Origin of the sequence: Actinoplanes sp. NPDC023714 (genome assembly GCF_040639855.1) — a bacterium.
Taxonomy (GTDB): Bacteria; Actinomycetota; Actinomycetes; order Mycobacteriales; family Micromonosporaceae; genus Actinoplanes.
Genome location: NZ_JBFAAR010000008.1, coordinates 296,802 through 319,268, shown reverse-complemented (window position 1 = coordinate 319,268; position 22,467 = coordinate 296,802). Strand labels below are relative to the sequence as shown.

Here is a 22,467-nt window from a genome sequence, read left to right as displayed (position 1 = left end):
ATCGGTCCGACAGAGTCCCCTCTGTTTTCGTGCCAAGGGGGGAGGCATCGTGCGGATCCTGCTGCTCGTGTCAGCGTTCAACGGCTTGAGCCAGCGTGTGTGGTGTGCCCTGCGGGAGGCGGGGCACGAGGTCGGGGTGCTGCTGGCGACGAGCGAGGCGGACATCGTCGAGGGCGTGGACGCCGCGGGCCCGGAACTGATCCTCTGCCCGTTCCTGAAGGAGCGCGTGCCGGCGCAGGTCTGGCAGCGTGTACGGACCATCGTGATCCATCCCGGCCCGGCCGGCGACCGCGGCCCGTCCTCTCTGGACTGGGCGATCAGCGAGGGCGCCCCGGCCTGGGGCGTCACCGCGCTGCAGGCCGTCGAGGAGCTGGACGCCGGCCCGATCTGGGCCACCCGGACGTTCCCGATGCCGGCCGCGCCGCCGCGCAAGTCGGCGCTCTACACCGGCCCGGTCGCGGACGCCGCGCTGGAGTGCGTCTTCGAGGTGGTGGCCAAGGCCGCCGACCCGGAGTTCACCCCGGCAGCGGCCGAGAACGCGCCGGCCGGAGTGCCCGGCGCGCGGTCCCGGCCGCCGATGCGGCAGGCCGACCGGGCGTTCGACTGGTCCGAGCCGTCCGAGGCCATCCTGCGGCGGATACGGGCGAGCGACGGCTCCCCGGGGGTGCGCACCGAGCTGGCCGGCATGGAGGCGTACGCGTACGACGCGCACCCGGGCGCCGCCCGCGGCGGGCGTCCGGGCACCATCCTGTGCCGCCGGCAGGGCGCCGTGCTGGTGGCGACCGGCGACGGCAGCCTCTGGATCGGCCACCTGCGCCCGGCCGCGGAGAACGGCATCAAGCTGCCCGCCACCACGGCGCTCGGCCCCCGGCTGCACGGCGTGCCGCAGTCGCATGCCGGTCCGGTCGACGACCCGGAGCACCCGCACGCGTACCGGCAGGTCCGCTACCGGCGTACCGGTCCGGTGGGCTGGCTGAGTTTCGACTTCTACAACGGCGCGATGGCGCCCGGTCACTCCCGGCGGCTGCTGGCCGGCCTGCGGCACGCGGCCGCGCAGGACACCCGGGTGCTGGTGCTGCGCGGCGGCACCGAGGCGTTCAGCAACGGCATCCACCTCAACGTGATCGAGGGGTCGGCCGACCCGTCCGGCGCCGCGTGGGCGGCCATCCGGGCGATCAACGAGGTGTGCCGGGAGATCATCACGTGCACCCGGCAGGTCGTGGTGGCCGCGTACGCCGGAAGCGCCGGCGCCGGTGGCGTGATGCTCGGCCTGGGCGCGGACGTCGTCGCCGCGCGGGAGGGGATCGTGCTGAACCCGTACTACGACATCGGCCTGTTCGGCTCGGAGCTGCACACCTTCTCGCTGCCGCGGCGGGTCGGCGCGGACGCCGCGCAACGCCTCATCGATGACCGGCTGCCGGTCGGCGTGCAGGAGGCCGCCCGGATCGGCCTGGTCGACGAGGTCGGGCCGCGCCACCCCGAGGCGTACGGTCAATGGCTCTCCGCCCTCGCCGAACGCCTCGGTGAGCTGCCCTCCGCGCGCAAGCGGCGCGCGGCGAAGGCGAGGCGGCTCGCCGCCGAGCGCATTCCCCTCGATGTGTACGAGACCCGCGAACTGGCCGAGATGAGCCGCGACATCTACACCGACCGCTCCGGGTTCGCCGGGGCCCGCCGCGCCTTCGTCCGCAAGATCCGGCCGGCCGAGACGCCGCGCCATCTGCTGTTCGCGGCGAACGCCGGAACAGCGGGCGCCCCGCCGGTCCGGCAGCGGAACACCAATGCGGGCCCGGCCCTGGATCGCCGGCCCGCTCTCCGTCCCGCGGTCCCGGTGTCGGCCTGATCGATGAGCGTCCTCCACACCCCGGGTTCCGGGGCGAATCACCCTGCCTCCGATCCCGCTCAGACCGCCGTCATCCCGCCACAGCGGCCGCCCACCGGGCAGGTCCCGATGCCGGGCGACGAGCTCGGCAGCACCATGCTGTTCAACGCGCAGTACGAGTACAGCGCGTACAGCGTGCTCGCCGGCCCGGCCGAGCCGGCGCCCGGCGGCGACTACCGGGTCCGGATGCGCCGGCTCGCGCGCAGCCGTCCGATCCGGACGGTGCTGATCACGCTGTTCGCGTTCGCCTTCGAGGCCACGTTCTTCGGCTGGCTCGTCACCTCGATCGAGGTGCCGGACCAGCGGCTGCACACGATCCTCTACGCGGCCACCCTCTTCATGATCGGCGCGACCGCCGCGATCGAGCTGTTCCGGCTGGTCAACGTCGTGACGTTGTGTCTCGCCACGCTCTGGGCCCGCGATCCGGCGCCGGTCGTGCCGGACACCGGGACCCGGGTCGCGTTCCTCACCACGATCGTGCCCGGCAAGGAGCCGATCGCCATGGTGGAGAAGACCCTGCGGGCGGCCCGGAAGATCCGGTACGGCGGGACGTTCGACGTCTGGCTGCTCGACGAGGGCGACGACCCGGTGGTCAAGCTCATGTGCAAGCGGCTCGGCGTGAAGCACTTCAGCCGGCGCGGCCGGGACGAGTACAACACCCGCACCGGGGCGTTCAAGGCGAAGACCAAGCACGGCAACTACAACTCCTGGCTGGACGCGCACGGCGACTCCTACGACGTGTTCGTCTCGGTGGACCCGGACCACGTGCCGGCGCCGAACTTCTGCGAGCGGCTGCTCGGCTACTTCCGCGACCCGGACGTGGCGTTCGTGGTCGGCCCACAGATCTACGGCAACTACGACAACCTGGTGACCCGCTGGGCCGAGTCGCAGCAGTACCTGTTCCACTCGCTGCTGCAGCGGGCCGGCAACCGGCGCGGCATCGCCATGCTCGTCGGCACGAACAACGCGGTACGGGTGTCGGCCCTCCGGTCGATCGGCGGCCTCCAGGACTCGATCACCGAGGACATGGCGACCAGCCTGAGGATCCACGCCACCGAGAACCCGGCGACCGGCCGGCGGTGGCGCTCGGTCTACACCCCGGACGTGCTCGCCGTCGGCGAGGGGCCGTCGTCCTGGACCGACTACTTCACCCAGCAGCACCGCTGGTCGCAGGGGACCGACGAGGTGGTGGTCCGGCGCTTCGCGCGCATGGCGTGGCGTCTCGGCCCGGCCCGCGCGCTGCACTACATGCTGCTGATGTCGTACTACCCGCTGACCGCGGCTGCCTGGCTGCTCGGCGCCCTGAACGCGGCCTGCTTCCTGCTGCTCGGCGCGAAGGGCGTGCAGGTGCCGGCCGAGGTCTGGCTGATGCTCTATGTGGACGCCGCCCTCTTCCAGGTCGGCCTCTACCTCTACAACCGGCGGCACAACGTGAGCCCGCACGAGGGCTCCGGGTCGTCCGGCCTCGCCGGGATGCTGGCGTCCACGCTGTGCACGCCGATCTACGTCTCGTCGTTCGTCGGCACCCTGCTGCGCCGCCGATCCGGATTCGTCGTGACGCCGAAGGGCGACTCGGCCAGCCCGGACCGGCTCGCCACGTTCGCGCCCGGCCTGCGCTGGGCCGGCTTCTACGCCGCGCTGCTGGCCGTCGCGCTCGTCCTCGGCAACGTCGACCCGGCCATGTACGCCTGGCCGGCCCTCAACCTCGCCATCTGTCTCGCCCCGACCGTCATCTGGTTCGTCAACCGCCGCCGTCATCAGGAGCCGCCCGTATGAAGCCCCGCTCGCGTCCCACCCTCGTTCGCCGCCTGGTGAGCGGTCTGGCCACGCTGGTGGTGCTCGCCGTCGTGGTGGTCGCGAACCGGCCGATGGTGGCGGCCGGCGCCGAGGCGCTGCACACGTACCAGATCAATCGGCAGTCCTACAAGGAGCGCTTCGGGCACTGGGCCCGGCTGCCGGTGCCGCACGGGTTCCGGGTGAACGCCATCCACGCGGCGCTGCTGCACACCGGCAAGGTGCTGATCGTCGCGGGCAGCGGCAACAACCGGGACGCCTTCGAGGAGAAGAGCTTCCGTACGGTGATCTACGACCCGTCCACGGACGAGTTCACCGAGGTGGAGACCCCCACCGACGTCTTCTGCGCCGGCCACACCTTCCTGCCGGACGGGAATCTGCTGATCGCCGGCGGGACGAAGTCGTACGAGGTGCTGGAAAAGGACGTCGAGCACGCCGCCGGGGTCATGAAGATCAAGAACGAGTCGCCGGACGGCGGGCCGCGCGAGTTCCCGAAGGGCACCCGGCTGCTGTCGGCGTCCGGCCAGGCCTACCTGACCCGGACGAAGGTGACCGTCCCGGCCGCGTCGAAGATGACCCACGGCGGCACCGTGATGGTGCACGCCGGCGAGGCCGAGGTCTGGGTCGACGCGGAGCGCAAGGGCGACGCCCCGGTGGTCCGCGAGCCCGCGCAGTACACCCTCGACGGCCTGACCGGCGCGGACGCCCGCAACCTGTACGGCGTCAGCGACAAGATCACCCACGAGAAGCAGGAGTATGGCGGCGACAAGACGTCGTACGAGTTCGACCCGGTCAAGGAGCAGTACGTGCGCACCGGCGACCTGCGCGACCACCGCTGGTACCCGACGCTCATCGGGCTCACCGGCGGCGACGTGCTCGCGGTCTCCGGCCTCGACGAGTTCGGCCGGATCCTGCCCGGCCGCAACGAGCGCTACCTGCCGAAGGAGAAGCGCTGGGTGGCCGCGCCCGAGCTGAAGCGGTACTTCCCCACCTACCCGGGCCTGCACCTGATGGCCGACGGCAAGGTCTTCTACTCCGGGTCCAACGCCGGGTACGGCTCGGACACCGAGGGGCGCATCCCGGGCGTCTGGGACGTCCGGAAGAACAGGTTCCGGGAGGTGCCCGGCCTGCGCGACCCGCGGATGACCGAGACCAGCTCGTCGGTGCTGCTCCCGCCCGCGCAGGACCAGAAGGTCATGATCCTGGGTGGCGGCGGGATCGGCGAGTCGGAGGAGTCGACGCGGCGCACCGACGTCATCGACCTCGACGAGAAGAAGCCGGCCTACCGTCCCGGCCCGGACCTGCCCCGGCCGGCCCGGTACCTCTCCACGGTCCTGCTCCCCGACGACTCGGTGTTCACGACGGGCGGCTCCTCCGGCTATCGCGGCGGCATGTACCGCGGCAATCCGCGCAGCGACCTGTTCAACTCGCAGATCTACCGGCCGGACCGGAACGCGTTCGTGACGGCGGCCGACTCGACGGTGGGCCGCAACTACCACTCCGAGGCGATCCTGCTGCCCGACGGCCGGGTGATCACCATGGGCGGCGACCCGCTCTACGACCGGAGCGGGAAGAACGCCGGCACGTTCGAGCAGCGGATCGAGGTGTTCAGCCCGCCGTACCTGTTCCAGGGCGAGCGGCCGCGGATCACCGGCGGCCCGGAGGAGGTGGCCCGCGGCGGGACCGCCCGGTTCGCCACCCCGGACGCCGGCCGGATCGCGTCGGCCCGGCTGCTGAAGCCGAGCTCGGTCACGCACGTGACGGACACCGATCAGCGGTCGGTGGCGCTCGGCCTGAAGCGCTCGGCCGCCACCGTCGAGGTGACCGTTCCGGAGAAGGCCGGGCTGGTGCCCTCCGGCTGGTACATGCTGTTCCTCATGGACGACTCCGGGGTCCCGTCGGTGGCCCGCTGGGTGCGGGTGCGTTAGCGCATGGCCCGGCACCTCAAGGTGACCGGCCGCCGCCGACGCGCCGCGCTGATCGCCGCCGTTTCGCTGGTGGCGGCCGTGGTCCTGCTGAAGGACGACGAGCCGTCACCGGCGGTCCGGGTGCCGGAGAGCACCTCGGCCGGCCGGCCGGCGCTCTACGTCGATCCGCACGGCGCGGCCGCCGACCACGTGCGCCGGCTGGAGCGGGCCGGCCGCTCCGCCGACGCCGCCGTGATCCGGAAGATCGCGGACCGGCCGGTCGCCACCTGGTTCACCGACGCCTCGCCCGGATACGCGGACCGGGCGCGGCAGCTCGCGCTCGCCGCCGGGCGCGCCGGCCGGCTGCCGGTGATCGCGCTGTACTACATCCCCCAGCGGGACTGCGCCCATCATTCGAAAGGCGGTGCGCGCAGCACGGAGACGTACAAGAAATGGGTCTCGACCTTGACCCTCGCCCTGCGCGGGCAGCGCGCCCTGGTGATCCTCGAACCCGACGCGGTGGCCCATGCGGTCCGCGGATGCCTCAAGGGGACGGCGGCTCAGCAGCGGCTCGCCCTGCTCAGCTGGGCGGTCGCGACGCTGCGGACCGAACCGGGCGTGCGCGTCTATCTGGACGCGGGCAATCCCACCTGGGTGCCCGCCGCCCGGATGGCGCCGGCGCTGCGGCTCGCCGGGGCGATGCGGGCACACGGCTTCGCGCTCAACGTCGCCAACTTCGAGACCACGGCGGACAACCTCAGGTACGGGACGGAGCTGTCCCGCCTGCTCGGCGACCGTCACTTCGTGGTCGACACCAGCCGGAACGGCAACGGACCGGCCCGACGGGTCACCGGCGACCGCCGCTGGTGCAACCCGCCCGGACGGCGGCTCGGCACCCCGCCGACCCTGGTCACCGGGCATCCGCTCGCCGACGCGTACCTCTGGGTGAAACGGCCCGGAGAGTCCGACGGCGCCTGCGGCGGCGGTGCCCCCGCCGCGGGCCGCTGGTATCCGTCCTACGCCCTGGCGCTCGCCCGATGACGTTTTCGTGATTGCCGGGTGATCGCTCGTGCGCGGAACGCGCATGAGACCCTTGACTCAATTCGCCCCCGGTCGGGGGTACGCCGATACGATCGGCGAAGTCGGGACAGCGCCGTCCTGGAGCCATCCGTTCTAAGGAGCGCCCCGATGACAGAAGAGCAGTCTGCCCATCTCGACCCAGAGGGTTCCGACGCCGCGCTTCGCGCCGACATCCGCCGGATCGGCACGCTGCTCGGCCAGACGCTGGCCCGCCAGGAAGGCCGGCCGCTTCTCGATCTGGTCGAGGAGATCCGCGCCCTGGTCCGCCAGGACGCGCCCGCCGCCGCCGACCGGCTCAGCGCCATGGACATCACCACGGGTACGAAACTGGCCCGGGCCTTCTCCACCTACTTCCACCTCGCGAACATCACCGAGCAGGTGCACCGCGCCCGCGACCTGCGCCGCCGCCGCGCCCGCGACGGAGGCTGGCTGGACCAGGCCGCCACCCGGATCGCCGACAAGGGCGTGCCGGCCGACGAGATCGCCGCGGCCGCCCGCCGCCTCGCGGTCCGCCCGGTCTTCACGGCGCACCCGACCGAGGCGTCCCGCCGCTCGATCCTGTCGAAGCTGCGCCAGGTCGCCGACTCGCTCGACGCCGAGTCCGCCGCCGCGGCCCTGTACGGCGCGACCGACACCACCGCCTCCACGAAGCGCTTCGCCGAGCTGATCGACCTGCTCTGGCAGACCGACGAGCTGCGGCTGGACCGGCCGGACCCGACCGACGAGGCGCGCAACGCGGTCTACTACCTGAAGGACCTGTACGCCGAGGCCGCCCCGCAGGTCCTCGACGACCTCGCGGAGACCCTGCGCCGGCTCGGCGTCGAGACCGCGCCCACCTCCCGGCCGCTCACCTTCGGCTCCTGGATCGGCGGCGACCGCGACGGCAACCCGTTCGTCACCCCGTCGGTCACCCGCGACGTCCTGCTGATCCAGCACGAGCACGGCATCCAGGCGACCGAGAAGGCGATGGACCGGCTGATCGACGAGCTGTCGGTGTCCCGCCGGCTGCGCGGCGTCTCGCTCGACCTCTCCGCCAGCCTGGCCCAGGACCTCGACAACCTGCCCGAGATCGCCCAGCGGTTCCGCCGGGTCAACGCCGAGGAGCCGTACCGGCTCAAGGTGCGCGCGATCAAGGCGAAGCTGGAGAACACCCGGGCCCGGCTCACCGCCGGGACCCCGCACGTGCCCGGCCGCGACTACCTCGGCAGCGACGAGCTCATCTCCGACCTGGAGCTGATGCGCGCCTCGCTGGCCCGCAACTCCGGCCAGCTGCCGGCCGTCGGCATCGTCGCCACCGCGATCCGGCAGGCGTCCGCGTTCGGCCTGCAGCTCGCCACCCTCGACGTCCGTGAGCACGCCGAGAAGCACCACGAGGTGCTCCAGCAGATGTACACGCAGGTCGGCGAGGTCGACGACTACGCGGCCCTGGACCGGACCGAGCGGACCAAGCTGCTCGCCACCGAGCTGACCGGGCGCCGGCCGCTGTCCAGCGCCGACACCCCGCTCACCGACGCGGCCCGCAAGACGTTCGACGTGTTCAACACGATCCGCGAGTCGCAGGAGCGGTTCGGCGCCGACGTCATCGAGTCGTACATCATCTCGATGACCCTCGGCGTCGACGACGTGCTGGCCGCGGCCGTGCTGGCCCGCGAGGCCGGCCTCATCGACATCCACACCGGCCGGGCGCGGGTCAACATCGTGCCGCTGCTGGAGACCCCGGCCGAGCTCGACGCCGGCGGCGACCTGCTCGACGAGATGCTCTCCCTGCCCGCCTACCGGGAGATCGTCCGGGCGCGCGGCGACGTGCAGGAGGTCATGCTCGGGTACTCGGACTCCAACAAGGAGGCCGGCATCACCACCAGCCAGTGGCGCATCCACAAGGCGCAGCGCTCGCTGCGTGACGTGGCCGCCCGGCACGGGGTGCGGCTGCGCCTCTTCCACGGCCGCGGCGGCACCGTCGGCCGGGGTGGCGGCCCCACCCACGAGGCGATCCTGGCCCAGCCGTACGGCACCCTCGACGGCGCCATCAAGGTCACCGAGCAGGGCGAGGTCATCTCCGACAAGTACACCGTGCCGGCCCTGGCCCGGGAGAACCTCGAACTGACCGTCGCGGCCGTGCTCCAGGCGACCCTGCTGCACACCAGCATCTCGGTCGACCCGGTCCGGCTGAAGGTCTGGGACTCGGTCATGGACACCGCCTCGGACGCGGCGTTCGCCCAGTACCGGCAGCTCGTCGAGAACCCGGACCTGGCCGCGTACTTCTGGGCGGCCACCCCGACCGAGCTGCTCGGCGCCCTCAACATCGGCTCCCGCCCGGCGAAGCGCCCCAACGCCGACGCCGGCCTGGGCGGCCTGCGGGCCATCCCGTGGGTGTTCGGCTGGACCCAGACCCGGCAGATCGTGCCCGGCTGGTTCGGCGTCGGCACCGGCCTGGCCGCGGTCCGCGCCGCCGGCCTCGGCGCCGAACTCGACGCCATGCACGAGAACTGGCAGTTCTTCCGCACCTTCCTCTCGAACGTCGAGATGATGCTGGCGAAGACCGACCTGTCGATCGCGCGGCGCTACGTCGAGACCCTGGTACCCGAGGAACTGCAGCCGATCTTCAGCTCGATCGAGCAGGAGTACGCGCTGACCGTCCAGGAGGTCCTGGCCATCACCGGCGGCACCGAGCTGCTCTCCTCGCAGCCCGAGCTGTCCCGCACCCTCGGCGTCCGCGACACCTACCTCGAGCCGCTGCACCACCTCCAGGTGGCGCTGCTCCGCCAGTACCGCGACATGGGCGAGGCCGGCCGCCAGATCCCGACGGCGCCGGGCGCCCGCCGAGGCCCCTCCGATTCGACGGCGCTCGAGAGGGCCCTGCTCACCACCGTGAACGGCATCGCCGCCGGCATGCGCAACACCGGCTGATTTCTTCCGTACGAACGACGAAAGGGCTCCCGGTTCCGGCCGGGGGCCCTTTCGTCTTCCGGCGCGGCCGTCAGCCCGTGGTCGCCCAGCGTGCTGTGCGGGATTGCGGCTTCCCTAGACGCGTCACCAGACCTTTCTGCCGCAGCGTCTCCAATCCGTACTGGACCTGGTCTTTCGTCAAGCCGCTCTGAGCCTCGAGTTCGGCTCGCGTGCGAGACGCCACTCTCAGCGAGTGCATGATCTTCTCTTCGTTGACGGAAAGCCTCACCGTGGGCAGCATCGCTTCCGGCTCATCAGTCACGGCGCTGGTGAGCTGGTAGGTGGTGGATCCCCGCGTCCCGCTCTGCTCGACCACACCCGCGTCCACCAGTTCCTTCAACTCGCGCGTTGCCGTCCGGCTGTCACGGACACCGGTGGACGCCCGGAATGAGCTGTTGGTCAGCACCACGCCGTTGCGCATCATCACGAGCGCCGTCATCTGAGCCCTGGACAGCGGGCGCAGCTCAAGCGAGGCCAGCCAGCCCAAAGCCTCCTCGTCGAGCAGGGTGTGGTTGGGAAACTCGACAGTGAAGGTGGAGATGTCGTCCGTGAAGCGCGGTGGCTCCATACCGGCCTCACCGAGCAACACCAGCATCCGCGCGATGCCCGTCCCCCGGTTCTCGCAGACCATGTGCCCGTCTCCGAAGGGCGTGTCTTCGAGAATTTTCAGCAACGAGCGGTTCCGTGACGACGTCACCGTGTTCACTCCCAGAGAACTCACCTCGACCGGGCCGTACAACCCACCGGGATTGCGAATCACGAGGCGGTCCGGGTACATCTCGACTTGAACCTGCATCCCGCTGGCGGGATCCGAGTAGTCCCGGTGCACCAGAGCGTTGACCAACGCCTCCCGCAGAACCTCTTCCGGGTACTCCCACTCGTCGACTCGGAAGATCCCGGAGACGATGCTCCGACGCCTCATGTTGCGCTTGAGGACACGGATGCACTCGGCGACCATCAGCGGAATCGGACCGTCTATCGAGCGGTTTTCCAGGAATCGCTCGCCGAAACCGCCGACGACCCCGGGCTCTGTCGTGGGATAAGCCACGACCGTGATATTCAGCTGCGGCTCGTAGCTCTGCGGATAGAAGCCGAACACCAGGAGACCAGCCAGCGTCGGAACGATCCGATCGCCATTCTTTCCCAGAATGTTGAGCATGGTCAGCGCGCGTTCGTCACTGACGCGGCTGAAGATGTCCCCCTTGGTGTCCCGAATCCGCTGAAGGAAGGCGCCGAGCAGATTCGGATCCAGGTCCTCGACCGACGCCGCCGGCACAGGCCGCAGGTCAAGCCTCGGTTCCGACCGGTTGGCAAGCAACACACGGACCTCGTACTCGGTCAGTTTCCGGTCCCCATCCGCGACCCGGATCCTCGACCCCGCCCAGGGGCCGACCGACCGCTTGTGGCAAGGTCGCTGGTCACGAGAAACGCGGGGGATGGAGCACAACACCACGCTCTTGCCCTCAAGCCGGGCAGTTCGGATCTCGGCCCGGACCGGCGGTTCCATCTCGGCGCAGATCGCACTGAGCTGTGCCTCCATTGCCGCGGGATCGTCGATGCCGGTCACCTGGAAGCCGCTCTTCTCATCGACACCGAGCACGATCTCGCCTCCGGCGGCATTCGCGAAGGCACTGATCGACTCCCAGAGCGACGCGGGAAGGCCGCCCTTCGCCTTCTTGACCTCGCAGGTGTAGTGGTCGGCACCGAGCGCACGCAGATCTGTCAGCAGACGGCTCAGTTCGAATGCGCTCATCAGACCCACCCTCGTCGTGCCACCACCACCGACATTGCCACAGACGTTGCCACAGAGAGCGGATGATTGCCAAAGAGGAGGTGGCGTTACCACACAGAAGTGCTCATCTGACACAGATGTGCCGCAGGGATCCATCCGGACCCCTGCGGCACATCGCGGTTACTGCGGTCAGCTGGTTTCGCCGGCCAGGCTGAAGCTGCCCAGGCGGTTGATGGCGACGACCGTGCAGACCACCACGAAGACCACGCTCATCACGACGGCCGTACCGATGCCGACCTGGGCGGTCAGGATCGTCGTCGGGTCGAGTTTGTCGGCGATCGTGATGACGTACTGCTCGATGGAGAGGACCCGGGTGCCGCTCAGGAAGCGGCCCAGCAGGCCCTCCCAGACCAGGATGTAGACCAGGCCGAGCAGGACCGGCCGCCGGGTCAGCAGGCTGAGCAGCACGAAGAGGGCGGAGTACGCGAAGGCCCCGGCGACCGCGGCGACGGCCAGGGCGGTGCCGAACGCGACGCCGTCGGCCAGGATGCCGGCCACGAAGAGCGGGACCGCCGAGGTGACGGCCGACGTCACGGCGGCGACCAGGTATTTCGCCAGGATGATGTCGCGGCGCGGGAGCGGCTTGGTGAGGATGTGCACGAGCGTGCCGTCATCCACTTCGGAGCCGAGGACGCCGGTGCCGACGATCAGCGAGATGACCGGGAGCACCACCGCGAAGCCGAGGCCCACGATGACCGCGGCGCCCCACTGGGACGGGTCCAGGTCGTACGCCCGGCAGACCGCGGCCAGCAGGATGAGCAGCAGCGGAAGCGGCAGCAGGATCAGCGCCCGGCGCCGGCCGAAGAGGCCGCGCGCCGTGATCAGAGCGACGGTCGACATCAGGCCTCCAGCAGGTAGGAGAAGACGCTCTCCAGGGATTCGTCGGACGGGACCAGCTTGTGCAGCCGGATGCCCTGGTCCAGGGCGATGCGCGGCAGCGCGCGGGTGAAGCTGCCGTAGTCGGAGGCCCGCACGGTCATGCCGCCGCCCTCGATCTCGATGCCGCTCACCGACTTCTCGCCGATCAGCGCGACGGCGAGCCGCCGGTCGTCGGAGCTCCGCACGGCGAAGACGTGCGGCCGGTTCGTCATGAGCCGGCGGATCTTGCGGTAGTCGCCGGAGGCGGCGAGCCGGCCCGCCACGATCACCTGGACCAGGCCGGCGACCTGCTCGACCTCCTCCAGGATGTGCGAGCTGAACAGGATGGTGTGGCCGCGGTCGCCGAGCGAGTGCAGCAGCTCCATCATGTGCATCCGCTGGCGCGGGTCCATGCCGTTGAAAGGCTCATCCAGGAGGAGGACCCGAGGATTGTGTACGAGGGCAGCGGCCACCCTCGTACGCTGGCGCATGCCCTTGGAGAAGGTGCCGATGCGCCGATCCGCGGCGCCGGTCATCTCCACGAGCTCGAGCGCCCGGCGGGCCGCCGCGGCCGGGTCGGGAAGCTTCTGCATCTTGGCGCAGGCCAGCACGAACTGCTCGGCGGTGAGGAACGAGTGCACCGCCTCGCGCTCGGTGACCAGGCCGAGGTCGCGGTAGACGGCCGGGTTGCGCCAGGTCGGCCGGCCGTCGATGGTGAGGGTTCCGCGGGAGGGCGCCAGGAAGCCGGCCATCATGTGCAGCAGGGTGGTCTTGCCGGCGCCGTTCGGGCCGAGCAGGCCGGTCACGCCGGTGCCCAGCGACATGGTGATGTCGTTGACGGCGACGACGTTGCCGTACCACCGGGTCACGTTGGTCAGCTCGACGACTCCGGCGCCGGCGGCGGTCACGGCGGTCGTCTCCGCGGCAGGGGTCTGGGTCGTCACAGCGACGCCACCTTCCGGTAACGGGCGAGCAGCAGCAGGAGGCAGACGGTGATCACGCAGATCGCCGTGATGCCGTAGACCGGGCCGAAGCGGCCGATGTCGAGGCCCATCTGGCTCTCCGGCTCGTTGGACAGCCATTCGCCGACGCCGGCGATCAGGGACATCGGGCTGACCAGGCCGGCCAGGTGGTTCGCGGTGCTGTTCGGCAGGATGCTCATCACCCCGACGACCGGCGTGGTCAGCAGGAAGACGGCGACGATGCCGCCGGCCGCGAAGGCGCGCTTACCGGTGAACGAGGCGATCAGCAGGCCGATGCCGGCGAACAGCAGCGCCCAGAGCAGGCTGTAACCCCAGCCGGGTACGAGGTCGAGGAACTCGTTCCACACGCCCTTCGCCCCGCTCTTCGTGGTGAACGCCGCGCCCAGAAACATGATCAGCTGCGGGACGCCGAGCAGCAGCCACACCGCGGAGGCCATCGCCGCGTACTTGGCGAGCACGTAGTCGGCGGCGCGCAGCGGCCGGCTGAAGTAGAGCGGCAGCGTGTTCGAGCTGATGTCCCGGGACATCAGCTCCGGCCCGAGGATCGCGACGAAGAAGATGATCAGCCAGGACATCTGGTCGTCGAACTGCACGTACGTGAAGATGACCTGGTTGAGCTGGGACCGGACGGCCGCCAGGATGACCGCGACCAGCAGCAGGATGCCGGCCACCAGCCAGGGGAAGATCTTCGCCTTGGCCGAGCGGCCGAAGCCGAACGAGGCGCGCAGGCCGTGCACGTAGAGGGCGCGGATCGCCGCGCTCCGGCCCAGCCGTTCGCCCTCGTAGCGCTGATAGCCAATGTCGTGGATGACGCCGGCCTCAGACATCGGCGGTCTCCTTCGCGGTGAAGAGCTCGGCGACGCGGTGCCGGCGCTGGTCCAGGCGGTGCAGGGAGAGTTCGAGGTCGGTCACGGCGCGCAGGATCTGGTCGTACGCCGCATCCGAGTCCATCGGCACGAGCAGCATCCGGCCGTCCCGGGTGACCGCCATCCCGCGCTCGGTCAGGGCCGCGGCCAGTTCGTCCGTACCCTCGCTGACCTCCACCGCGAGAACGTCGGAGGCCGCCGTCATGCTGGAGATGCGGTCGGCGCGCAGCAGCCGCCCGCCCTCGATGGCGATGAGCGAGTCACAGATCCGCTCGACCTCGCCGAGCAGGTGGGAGCAGACCACGACGGAGATGCCGAACTCGGTGCCGATGCGGTGCACCAGCGCCAGCATGGCGTCGCGGCCGGCCGGGTCGAGGCCGTTGGTGGGCTCGTCGAGCAGCAGCAGGTCGGGGTCGTGGACGAGCGCCTGGGCCAGCTTGACCCGCTGCTTCATGCCCGTCGAGTACCCGCCGATCTGCCGGTACCGCTCCTCGTAGAGGCCGACGTGCCGCAGCGCCTCGGAGGCGCGCTCGCGGGCGGCGGTGCGTGGCAGGCCGCTCATCCGCCCCAGGTGGGTGACGAACTCGGCGGCGGAGACGTCCTGCGGCAGGCAGTCGTTCTCCGGCATGTATCCGACGCGCGCCCGCACCCGGTCGGTCTGGGTGACCGGGTCGAGGTCGAAGACCCGGACCGAACCCGAGCTGGGCGCGATCAGCCCCAGCATGATCTTGATGAAGGTGCTCTTGCCGGCGCCGTTGGCGCCGACGAGGCCGATGACTCCGGCATCGACGGACACGGTCAGGTCGGCGAGGGCGGTCACCCCGCCCCCGTACGTCTTCGTAAGCGCCTCGGTAGCGATGATGGTCACGGCCTCAGCCTAGAAAGGCACCGCACCCCACGGGATCCGGAATCAACCCTGAGGGGTTCTCAGGGTCTCTCAGCCTCCTCACAGGAAAGCGCGCTCACCCGACCGCTACCTGAAACACCGGCAGGCTGCCCAGCCGGCGGTACTCCCGCAGCGCCGCCGGGGTGCTGTCCACCGACGAATCCTGCCCCTTGTGATTCGCCGGCGTCTCGAAGTGCACCATCGCCTTGATCCCCGGGTAGCGGGTGATGTCCCGCCCGACCTCCCGGTAGAAGCGGGCCATGTGCCCCGGGTTGCGCTTGGAGAACCAGACGCCCCACTCGGCGACCATGACCGGCTTGCGCGGGTGCTTCTGCCGGACCCAGTTGTAGAAGCCGGGCCAGCCGGGTTTGCTCGCCGAGCGCCGGTTGAGCAGTTCGTCGAGGCCGCCGTGGCCGTACCCGGGGTCGCTGTAGGAGTAGGTGTCGAACCCGATCCAGTCCACCACGTCGTCGCCCGGGTACATCTGGGTGAACCAGCTCTTCGTGGTGTGCGGGACGTAGGCCATGTGGATCAGGACGGTCACCACGTTGGTGGCGCCCCGGGCCCGCAGCCGGTTGACCACGTGCCGGAACATCGCGGCGTAGTCCCGGGCCGTGTACCCGGAGCCGGGCCGCTCCCGTACCTGATCCTCCGCCTCGTGATGGATGGCGAAGAAGAACCGTTCCCGGTAGTTCTTCCGCAGGTGCACGGCGAGACGATCGAGAAAGGCATCGGTACGCCGGTCGCCCCGTGCGATGCGGGCCCACGTCGTCGTCCCCGGCTTCCAGTTCAGCAGCAGGATCCTCTTGCGCCCCCGCTCCCGGGAGATCGCGATCTCCTGCTCGGTGGGGAACAGCTGCCGCGTCCCCTTGTGGTACGCGTGGAACACCGCCTGGTGCCGCCCGGTCTTCCGCTCGAACTCGCGCAGCGCCCGCAGTCCCCGCGACTCGGTCTTCGCACCCGGCGCCACACCCCACAGCACGCCGCACGTCGGGACCAGCTTGGCCCCGGTACGGCAGCGCCGGCGCTCGACCCGGTCGGCGGCGGCCGGCACGTCTCGGGCCTGCGTCCCGCCGAGCATCTGGGTGCCGAGGCCGCGCAGGACCGGCCGCGCGCCGGCGCCCGGTGCCGCGGTGGCGCCGGAGCCGGGGCCGGGGCCGGGGTTGCCGCCGGGCCCGGGGAACGGCATCCCGGTCGGGCCGGTGATCGGCGCCAGCAGATCGGGCAGCGGGGTGTCGCCGGCCGGGGCGCTGACGGTCGGGTCTCCGGGCGGGTCGTCCCTCAGGCCGAGCTGGTCGAGGCCACCGGTCCAGGCCCACGAGAGGGTGACCGTCACCGACATGACGAAAGCCGTGGTCAGCGCTGTCATGCGGATCAGCCGAGCGTGGTTCTGTCTCACAAACAGGCAGTATCAGTCGATCACGACGGCTTGTCCAGAAATGACGCGAAATAAGCTGAAATTGGGTTTAAGTCGTTTTGCCCCGGCTCGTGCCCGCCCCGCTAAGAAGATCCGCAGAAGAGCGAGAGCCCGTCTCGACCGACTCGATCGAGGCTGCGAAACTGTCCCCCAAGTCGGCTGTTGGGGGATGCGAAGGTGAATGGTTCGGTACTGCCCGAAGACGTGCTGCGGGATGCGCCGTCCTTCACGCCGCGCCCGTACGAGTTGGCGGACCTGGAACTGCTGCTCTCCGGGGCCTACGCCCCGCTGACCGGCTTCCTCGGCCGCGCCGACCTGGCGGCGCTCAACCGCACCGGCCGGCTCGCCGACGGCACGCCGTGGCCGGTCCCGGTCACCTGCGAGATCCCCGGCGAGCTGGCGCAGACCCTCGACCTGCGCGACCCGCGCCGGCGCACGGTCGTGCTGACCGACCCGGAGGGCGCGCCGGTCGCCGCGATCGAGGTGGCCGACGTCTGGCAGACCGGGGTCAACCGGTTCGGCATCGGCGGCCCGGTACGCCGGATGGGCGACGGCGGGCACGGCCCGTTCCAGCGCCTGCGGCGCACGCCCGAGGAGGTCACCGCGCTGCTGCCGCCCGGCCGGGTGCTCGGTGTGATCGCCGACCGGCCGCTGCACCGCCCGCAGCTCGCGCAGATCGCGCACGCGGCCCGCACCCTCGCGGCCCACCTGCTGATCCTCATCCCGGTGAGCGGTCCCGGCCCGGACGGCCTGCCGCCCGAGTCGCTGGTCCGCTCGATCTTCGCGGCCCGCGACCGGATGCCGCCGGCCACCATCGTGGCGGTGCCGCTGCTGACCCGCGGCGACGAGATGCGCGACGCGCTGCTGCGCGCCCGGGTGGCCCAGGCCTACGGCGTCACCCACGTCCTCTCCACCGAGCACACCCTCTCCGGCGCCGGGGTGCGGGTGCTGGTGCCGCGCGAGCTGGCCTACGACAACCGGGACGGGCAGTGGCGCTGGCGCGACGACATCCCGCCGCGCAACCGCCGCCTCGCGATGACCCCCGCCGAGATCGACGACCTGCTCGACCGCGGCTTCCCGCTGCCCGAGTGGCACACCCCGCCGGCCGTCGCGAAGGAGCTGGCCCGGGTCCGCCCGCCGCGCCGGCACCGCGGCCTCGTGGTCTTCTTCACCGGCCTCTCCGGCTCCGGCAAGTCGACGATCGCCCGCAACCTGGCCGACGCCATGCGGGAGAACGGCGAGCGGACCATCACCCTGCTCGACGGCGACGTGGTGCGCCGGGAGCTGACCGCCGGGCTCGGCTTCAGCAAGGCCGACCGGGACGCGAACGTGCGCCGGATCGGCTGGGTCGCGGCCGAGGTGGGCCGGCACCGCGGGATGGCCGTGGCCTGCCCGATCGCGCCCTACGAGGCGGCCCGCGCGGCGGCCCGGCGGATGGCCGCGGAGGCCGGCGCCGGGTTCATCCTGGTGCACGTCGCCACCCCGCTCGAGGTCTGCGAGCAGCGTGACCGCAAGGGCCTGTACGCCCGGGCGCGGGCCGGCCAGCTGCGCGGCATGACCGGCATCGACGACCCGTACGAGGCGCCGTCGAACGCCGAGCTGACCATCGACACCACCACGATGACCGTCGCCGAGGCGGTCGAGGTGGTGCTCGCGTACCTCGTGGAGAGCGGCTGGGTGGAGCCCAAACTGACCTGACCCATCACTCTCGGCGGGAGTGTGACGTTAGCCCCCTGGGGCGAAACGCCCGAAACACTCCTATACCCGGAAGGGCCGCCGAACTCTGATGGAAGCGTCTCGTCCTGCATCCGCCGACGTCTCGCACTACCTGGGAGCATTCCGCCGGCACTGGTGGATCGCCCTGGTGGCCACGGCAGCGGGGCTGGGTGGGGGCGCCGCCCTGACGCAGGCCATGCCCAAGGTGTACGAGTCGTCGACCTCGGTGCTCGTGCAGTCGGTCGACCAGGACACCAACGCGCAGGGCGGCCGCACCAAGGGCGCCGTCAACCTGGACACCGAGGCCCAGCTCGTCGGGTCCGGGGCGGTCGCGGTCAAGGCGGCGACGCTGCTGCGCTCCGGCCTCTCCCCGATCGAGCTGGCCCGCTCGGTGTCGGTCCAGGTCCCGGCGAACACCACGGTCCTGGTGATCACCTTCCAGGCGGAGACCCCGGCGGCCGCCCAGTCCGGGTCGCACGCGTTCGCCGAGGCGTACCTGCGCAACCGTGAGGAGACCGCGCGGGCGCAGCTGGACCGGCAGATCCGCTCGCTGAACCTCAAGGTCAAGCAGCTGACCGGCGCGCTCACCGGGATCAACGCGAAGCTGGCCGCCGCCGCGCCGGGCAGCTCCACCGAGAGCAACCTGCTGAGCCTGCGCAACAACTCGCAGAACCAGCTCAACTCGCTGACCGGCCGGCTCAACGAGCTGACCACCACGATGGTGGGCGGCGGCAGCATCATCAGCGACGCCCGCCTCCCGGACCTCCCGACCAGCCCGAACACCCTGCTCAACGTCGGCACCGGCGGCATGATCGGGCTGCTGCTCGGGCTCTGCCTCGCGTACCTGCGGGAGCGCTTCGACAGGCGCCTGGTCACCGCCGCCGACGTGCGGGACCGCGGCCGGGTGCCGGTGCTCGCCGCGCTCGACGAGCGCAGCACGCCGCACTTCGACGACGTGGTGCAGCCGTACGGGCCGGGCGGCCGGGTCTTCAACCGGCTGCGCAACGAGGTCCTCGCCAGCCTGCGCGAGGGCGACCAGATCATCGTGGTGACCGGCACGAGCCGCGGATCGGCGAGCACCCTGGTGGCCGCGAACCTGGCCGCGGCGCTGGCCCGTACCGGAAGCGACGTGATCCTGATCGGGGCGCACCTGCCGGACAGTGTCGTGGACGCCGCCCCGCTCGCGCGGATGCTCGGCGTCTCCGCGATGCCCGGCCTCTCCGACCTGCTGGCCGGCCGGGTCTCGCTGGCCCGCACGCTGCAGCGCACGCCGCGCATCCCGTCGCTGCGGGTGATCACCACGGGCGGCGCCGCCACGGCGGCCGGCCTGATGCAGTCGCAGCGGCTCAAGGACACCCTGGCCGCGCTGCGGCAGCAGACCGGGTACGTGGTGATCGAGGCGCCCTCGACCAGCAGCAGCGCCGACGCGCAGTCCCTCGCGAGCCTGGCCGACGCCGCCATCCTCGCGGTCGAGCTGCGCCGCTCGCGCCGCCCCGCCCTGCTCGACGCGACCGAGCAGCTCCAGCGGGTCGGCACCCGGCTGCTCGGCGCCGTGGTGATGCCGAAGCTCGCCCCGATGAAGCCCGGCGACATCGTGGCGCCGGCCGTCACCCTCGCGCCGCCCGCGGCCGAGGAGCACACCCAGCAGTTCCAGTTCGCCGGCTCGCCGCGGCAGCGTCCGGGCGAGGGCATCACCGACGAGACCGCCGTGATCGAGAAGATCAGCGGCGACGGCGACGAGAAGTGACAGCGGTCGCCCCGGCGGTTCCACTCGCCGGTCCGGCACACCGCAGCGTCAAGAACCGCTCCCTGCCGTCCTGGCCGGTAGCCGGCATCCTGCTGCTCTATCCACTCTGGTGGGCGCTCGGCCTCGGCGTGCTGATCTTCCCGATGATGGCCGTGCCGATGCTGTTCCTGCTGGTCCGGCGGCGTGCGGCCGGTCGGCCGCTGCGCCTGCCGCCGGGCTTCGCCTGGTGGGCGATCTTCCTGCTCGCGGCAGTGGTGAGCATCGCGGCGCTGGGCGCCGATCCGACCGGCACTGTTGCGGAGCGGGCGAGCGCGCGTCTCCCGGCCGTCATTTACAAGCTTGCGATGTACGGGTCGCTGACCGTCCTGCTGATCTACGCCGGCAACCTGACCGAGGCGGAGCTGTCCCGCCGCCGGCTGGTGCGCCTGCTCGGCGGCATGTTCGTGCTGACCGTGGCCGGCGGCCTGCTCGGCATGGTGGCCGGCACCTTCGAGTTCACCTCGCCGGTCGAGTGGCTGCTCCCCTCCGGCGTCCGGAACAAGGGATTCGTACGGTCGCTGGTGCACCCGTACGCCGCGCAGATCATGGACCTGGTCGGTGGCGAGAAGCCGCGGCCCGCGGCGCCGTGGGGGTACACCAACACCTGGGGCAACAACTACTGCCTGCTGGTCGGGTTCCTGCTGGTGGCCGCGTGGGCGAGCCGCAGCGCCGGGAAGCGGACGCTGGCCCTGATCTGCGTCGCCGTCTCGATCGTCCCGGCCGTGGCCTCGCTGAACCGGGGGCTCTGGATCGGCGTCGGCGTGCTGGTCGCCTACGTCGCGATCCGGTACGTCCTGGCCGGCAAGCTCTGGATCATCGGCGCCGTGCTGGTGGCCGCCGCCGCGCTCTGGGCCGCCATGGTCGCCACCCCGCTCGGCGACACCGTGCAGGCCCGGCTCGACAACGGCAAGTCCAACGGCGTCCGGTCGTTCCTCATCGAGAAGGCCGTGGAGGGCTTCGCCGAGTCCCCGGTGATCGGGTACGGCGGCACCCGGAACACCCTCGGCGGCCGCAACTCGATCACCGTGGGCGAGAGCGCCGGGTGCGAGCGCTGCGGCAACTTCACGGTCGGCGGCAACGGGCAGCTGTGGCAGCTGCTCTACGCGCACGGCGCGGTCGGCACGGCCGGATATCTCGGCTTCTTCGGGTACGGGCTGTGGCGTTTCCGCCGCGACCGGAGCCCGATCGGGGTGGCCGCGAGCGGCGCGATCGTCACCTCGTTCTCGGCGATGCTCTGGTACAACTCCCTGGTCACCCCCCTGGCCTTCATGGTTCTGGCCTACGCGCTGCTCTGGCGCCAATGGATCGAGGGGAGCGACCACACATGAGTCCAGTGAAGACGGCGCCCGCGGAACTGACCGCCGACGACGCCGCCCTGCGGACCCAGTACCTGAACGAGGTGCTCGGCCTGCTCTATCCGCCGCCGTGCGACACCGCCGGCGGCGAGGGCCCGGTGATCGCCGAGTACCTGGTGGTCCCGAACGCCCGGCGGCCCCGGCTGCTGGTGCCGGCGCTGAACGCCTCGGTCGCCGCGGCCGCGGTCCGCCGGTACGCCGAGCCGCAGTCCCGGCTGGCCCGGCTCAAGCGCGACGCCGTGGTGGCGGCCGTGCACACCCGGACGTCCGGGCTGCTCTTCCGGGACCGGATCCGGGTGACCGGGTCGGCCACCGCCGGCATCGACGGCTACCTGAGCGACGCGCTGCGCCGCGACCTCGCCGTGAGCATCCACATCGGCCCGGCCCGGGCCAACCGCAAACCGGTGTTGCAGCTGCTCAGCACCGAGGGCGAGACGTTCGCGTTCGGCAAGCTGGGCACCGGCGCCCTGACCCGGCGCCTGGTCCGGGCCGAGACCGCGGCGCTCACCACGCTGAACGACGCCGGCCTGACCAAGCTGGCCGTGCCGCGGGTGCTGCACGCCGGGCGGTGGCGCGACATCGAGGTCCTCATCCAGTCGGCGCTGCCGGTCTGGCTGCCCCGGGCCCCGCTCACCGCGAAGCGCCTGACCGCCGCGATGCTCGACGTGGCCGGCTGCCGGGGCTACACGGCCGGCTCGCTGACCGCCAGCTCGTACTGGCGGGAGCTGCAGGAACGGCTCGCCGCGGTGGCCGACCGGCCGGAGGGCGCGGCGCTCTCCGCCGCGGTCGGCGTGCTCGCCGCGCACTCCGGCGACACCACCCTGCGGTACGGCGCGTGGCACGGCGACTGGGCCCCCTGGAACATGGCGAACCTGGAGAGCGCGCTGCTGGTCTGGGACTGGGAGCGGTTCGCCACCGGCGTGCCGGTCGGTTTCGACGCGGTCCACCACGAGCTGCAGCGACGGATCCAGTCCACCGGGGACGCCCGGGCCGCAGTCGAGGCGACCGTGCGCCGCAGCGACGAACTGCTGGCCCCGTTCGGCGTGGCGCCGGTGTCCCGGGAGATCACCGCGCTGCTCTACCTCGTCGACCTGGCCGTCCGTTACCTCACCGACCGGCAGGCGGAGGCCGGTGCGCGGCTCGGCGTGCTCGGCACGTGGCTGCTTCCGGTGCTGATCCGCCGCGTAGAGGAGCTCTAGACA

At 71.4% G+C, this 22,467-nt stretch carries 15 protein-coding genes; 9 read left to right on the top strand and 6 right to left on the bottom strand.

The genetic code is table 11. From position 1 onward, the window contains the following. The first annotated feature begins 85 nt into the window (after positions 1 to 85). From AB0G10_RS31490 to ppc, 5 genes are all read left to right on the top strand, one after another. On the top strand, positions 86 to 1,840 hold the full coding sequence (locus AB0G10_RS31490; protein WP_360929781.1) for a hydrogenase maturation protein: 1,755 nt from the start codon (positions 86 to 88) through the stop codon (positions 1,838 to 1,840). A 108-nt stretch (positions 1,841 to 1,948) separates the two neighbouring features. Then, on the top strand, positions 1,949 to 3,655 hold the full coding sequence (locus tag AB0G10_RS31485; protein ID WP_360929778.1) for a glycosyltransferase family 2 protein: 1,707 nt from the start codon (positions 1,949 to 1,951) through the stop codon (positions 3,653 to 3,655). 35 nt (positions 3,656 to 3,690) lie between these two features. Beyond that, complete coding sequence (locus AB0G10_RS31480; RefSeq protein WP_360929775.1) at positions 3,691 to 5,601, top strand: galactose oxidase-like domain-containing protein; 1,911 nt, start codon at positions 3,691 to 3,693, stop codon at positions 5,599 to 5,601. A gap of 3 nt (positions 5,602 to 5,604) precedes the next feature. Further along, positions 5,605 to 6,621, top strand: a complete 1,017-nt coding sequence (locus AB0G10_RS31475; RefSeq protein ID WP_360929772.1) for a glycoside hydrolase family 6 protein — start codon at positions 5,605 to 5,607, stop codon at positions 6,619 to 6,621. A gap of 147 nt (positions 6,622 to 6,768) precedes the next feature. Next, a complete protein-coding gene (gene ppc / locus AB0G10_RS31470) occupies positions 6,769 to 9,567 on the top strand; it encodes a phosphoenolpyruvate carboxylase (protein WP_360929769.1) in 2,799 nt (932 codons plus the stop codon). A 70-nt stretch (positions 9,568 to 9,637) separates the two neighbouring features. Here ppc and AB0G10_RS31465 read toward each other — a convergent pair whose 3' ends face one another. The 6 genes from AB0G10_RS31465 to AB0G10_RS31440 form a co-directional block, all read right to left on the bottom strand. Further along, a complete protein-coding gene (locus AB0G10_RS31465; protein WP_360929767.1) occupies positions 9,638 to 11,359 on the bottom strand; it encodes an ATP-binding protein in 1,722 nt (573 codons plus the stop codon). A gap of 168 nt (positions 11,360 to 11,527) precedes the next feature. Beyond that, positions 11,528 to 12,238, bottom strand: a complete 711-nt coding sequence (locus AB0G10_RS31460) for an ABC transporter permease (protein WP_360929764.1) — start codon at positions 12,236 to 12,238, stop codon at positions 11,528 to 11,530. Continuing rightward, entirely contained in the window at positions 12,238 to 13,200 is a 963-nt protein-coding gene (locus AB0G10_RS31455; protein WP_360929761.1) for an ABC transporter ATP-binding protein, read from the bottom strand. Before AB0G10_RS31455 ends, AB0G10_RS31460 begins: the two co-directional genes overlap by 1 nt. Continuing rightward, on the bottom strand, positions 13,197 to 14,066 hold the full coding sequence (locus AB0G10_RS31450; RefSeq protein ID WP_360929758.1) for an ABC transporter permease: 870 nt from the start codon (positions 14,064 to 14,066) through the stop codon (positions 13,197 to 13,199). Before AB0G10_RS31450 ends, AB0G10_RS31455 begins: the two co-directional genes overlap by 4 nt. Beyond that, positions 14,059 to 14,973 carry an ABC transporter ATP-binding protein gene (locus AB0G10_RS31445; protein WP_360929755.1) on the bottom strand — a complete coding sequence of 305 codons (915 nt, stop codon included), beginning with the start codon at positions 14,971 to 14,973 and terminating at the stop codon, positions 14,059 to 14,061. Before AB0G10_RS31445 ends, AB0G10_RS31450 begins: the two co-directional genes overlap by 8 nt. A gap of 94 nt (positions 14,974 to 15,067) precedes the next feature. Next, entirely contained in the window at positions 15,068 to 16,360 is a 1,293-nt protein-coding gene (locus AB0G10_RS31440) for a glycosyl hydrolase (RefSeq protein ID WP_360929752.1), read from the bottom strand. A 225-nt stretch (positions 16,361 to 16,585) separates the two neighbouring features. Here AB0G10_RS31440 and cysC point away from each other — a divergent pair, with 225 nt between their 5' ends. The 4 genes from cysC (at position 16,586) to AB0G10_RS31420 (ending at position 22,464) form a co-directional block, all read left to right on the top strand. Continuing rightward, entirely contained in the window at positions 16,586 to 18,106 is a 1,521-nt protein-coding gene (gene cysC / locus AB0G10_RS31435) for an adenylyl-sulfate kinase (protein ID WP_360929750.1), read from the top strand. Positions 18,107 to 18,194: 88 nt separating this feature from the next. Next, positions 18,195 to 19,871, top strand: coding sequence for a Wzz/FepE/Etk N-terminal domain-containing protein (locus AB0G10_RS31430; protein ID WP_360929747.1), 1,677 nt, complete (start codon positions 18,195 to 18,197; stop codon positions 19,869 to 19,871). Next, entirely contained in the window at positions 19,868 to 21,238 is a 1,371-nt protein-coding gene (locus AB0G10_RS31425) for a hypothetical protein (protein ID WP_360929745.1), read from the top strand. Before AB0G10_RS31430 ends, AB0G10_RS31425 begins: the two co-directional genes overlap by 4 nt. Continuing rightward, positions 21,235 to 22,464, top strand: coding sequence for a hypothetical protein (locus AB0G10_RS31420; RefSeq protein ID WP_360929742.1), 1,230 nt, complete (start codon positions 21,235 to 21,237; stop codon positions 22,462 to 22,464). The genes AB0G10_RS31425 and AB0G10_RS31420 overlap by 4 nt, the downstream gene beginning before the upstream one ends. The last annotated feature ends 3 nt before the right edge of the window (positions 22,465 to 22,467 follow it).

Excerpts from the sequence above, each read along its gene's own strand:
- AB0G10_RS31485 (WP_360929778.1), top strand. The coding sequence starts at position 1,949 with ATGCCGGGCGACGAGCTCGGCAGCACCATGCTGTTCAACGCGCAGTAC.
- AB0G10_RS31440 (WP_360929752.1), bottom strand. The coding sequence starts at position 16,360 with ATGACAGCGCTGACCACGGCTTTCGTCATGTCGGTGACGGTCACCCTC.
- AB0G10_RS31460 (WP_360929764.1), bottom strand. The coding sequence starts at position 12,238 with ATGTCGACCGTCGCTCTGATCACGGCGCGCGGCCTCTTCGGCCGGCGC.
- AB0G10_RS31420 (WP_360929742.1), top strand. The coding sequence starts at position 21,235 with ATGAGTCCAGTGAAGACGGCGCCCGCGGAACTGACCGCCGACGACGCC.
- AB0G10_RS31430 (WP_360929747.1), top strand. The coding sequence starts at position 18,195 with ATGGAAGCGTCTCGTCCTGCATCCGCCGACGTCTCGCACTACCTGGGA.
- AB0G10_RS31475 (WP_360929772.1), top strand. The coding sequence starts at position 5,605 with ATGGCCCGGCACCTCAAGGTGACCGGCCGCCGCCGACGCGCCGCGCTG.
- ppc (WP_360929769.1), top strand. The coding sequence starts at position 6,769 with ATGACAGAAGAGCAGTCTGCCCATCTCGACCCAGAGGGTTCCGACGCC.
- AB0G10_RS31465 (WP_360929767.1), bottom strand. The coding sequence starts at position 11,359 with ATGAGCGCATTCGAACTGAGCCGTCTGCTGACAGATCTGCGTGCGCTC.
- AB0G10_RS31450 (WP_360929758.1), bottom strand. The coding sequence starts at position 14,066 with ATGTCTGAGGCCGGCGTCATCCACGACATTGGCTATCAGCGCTACGAG.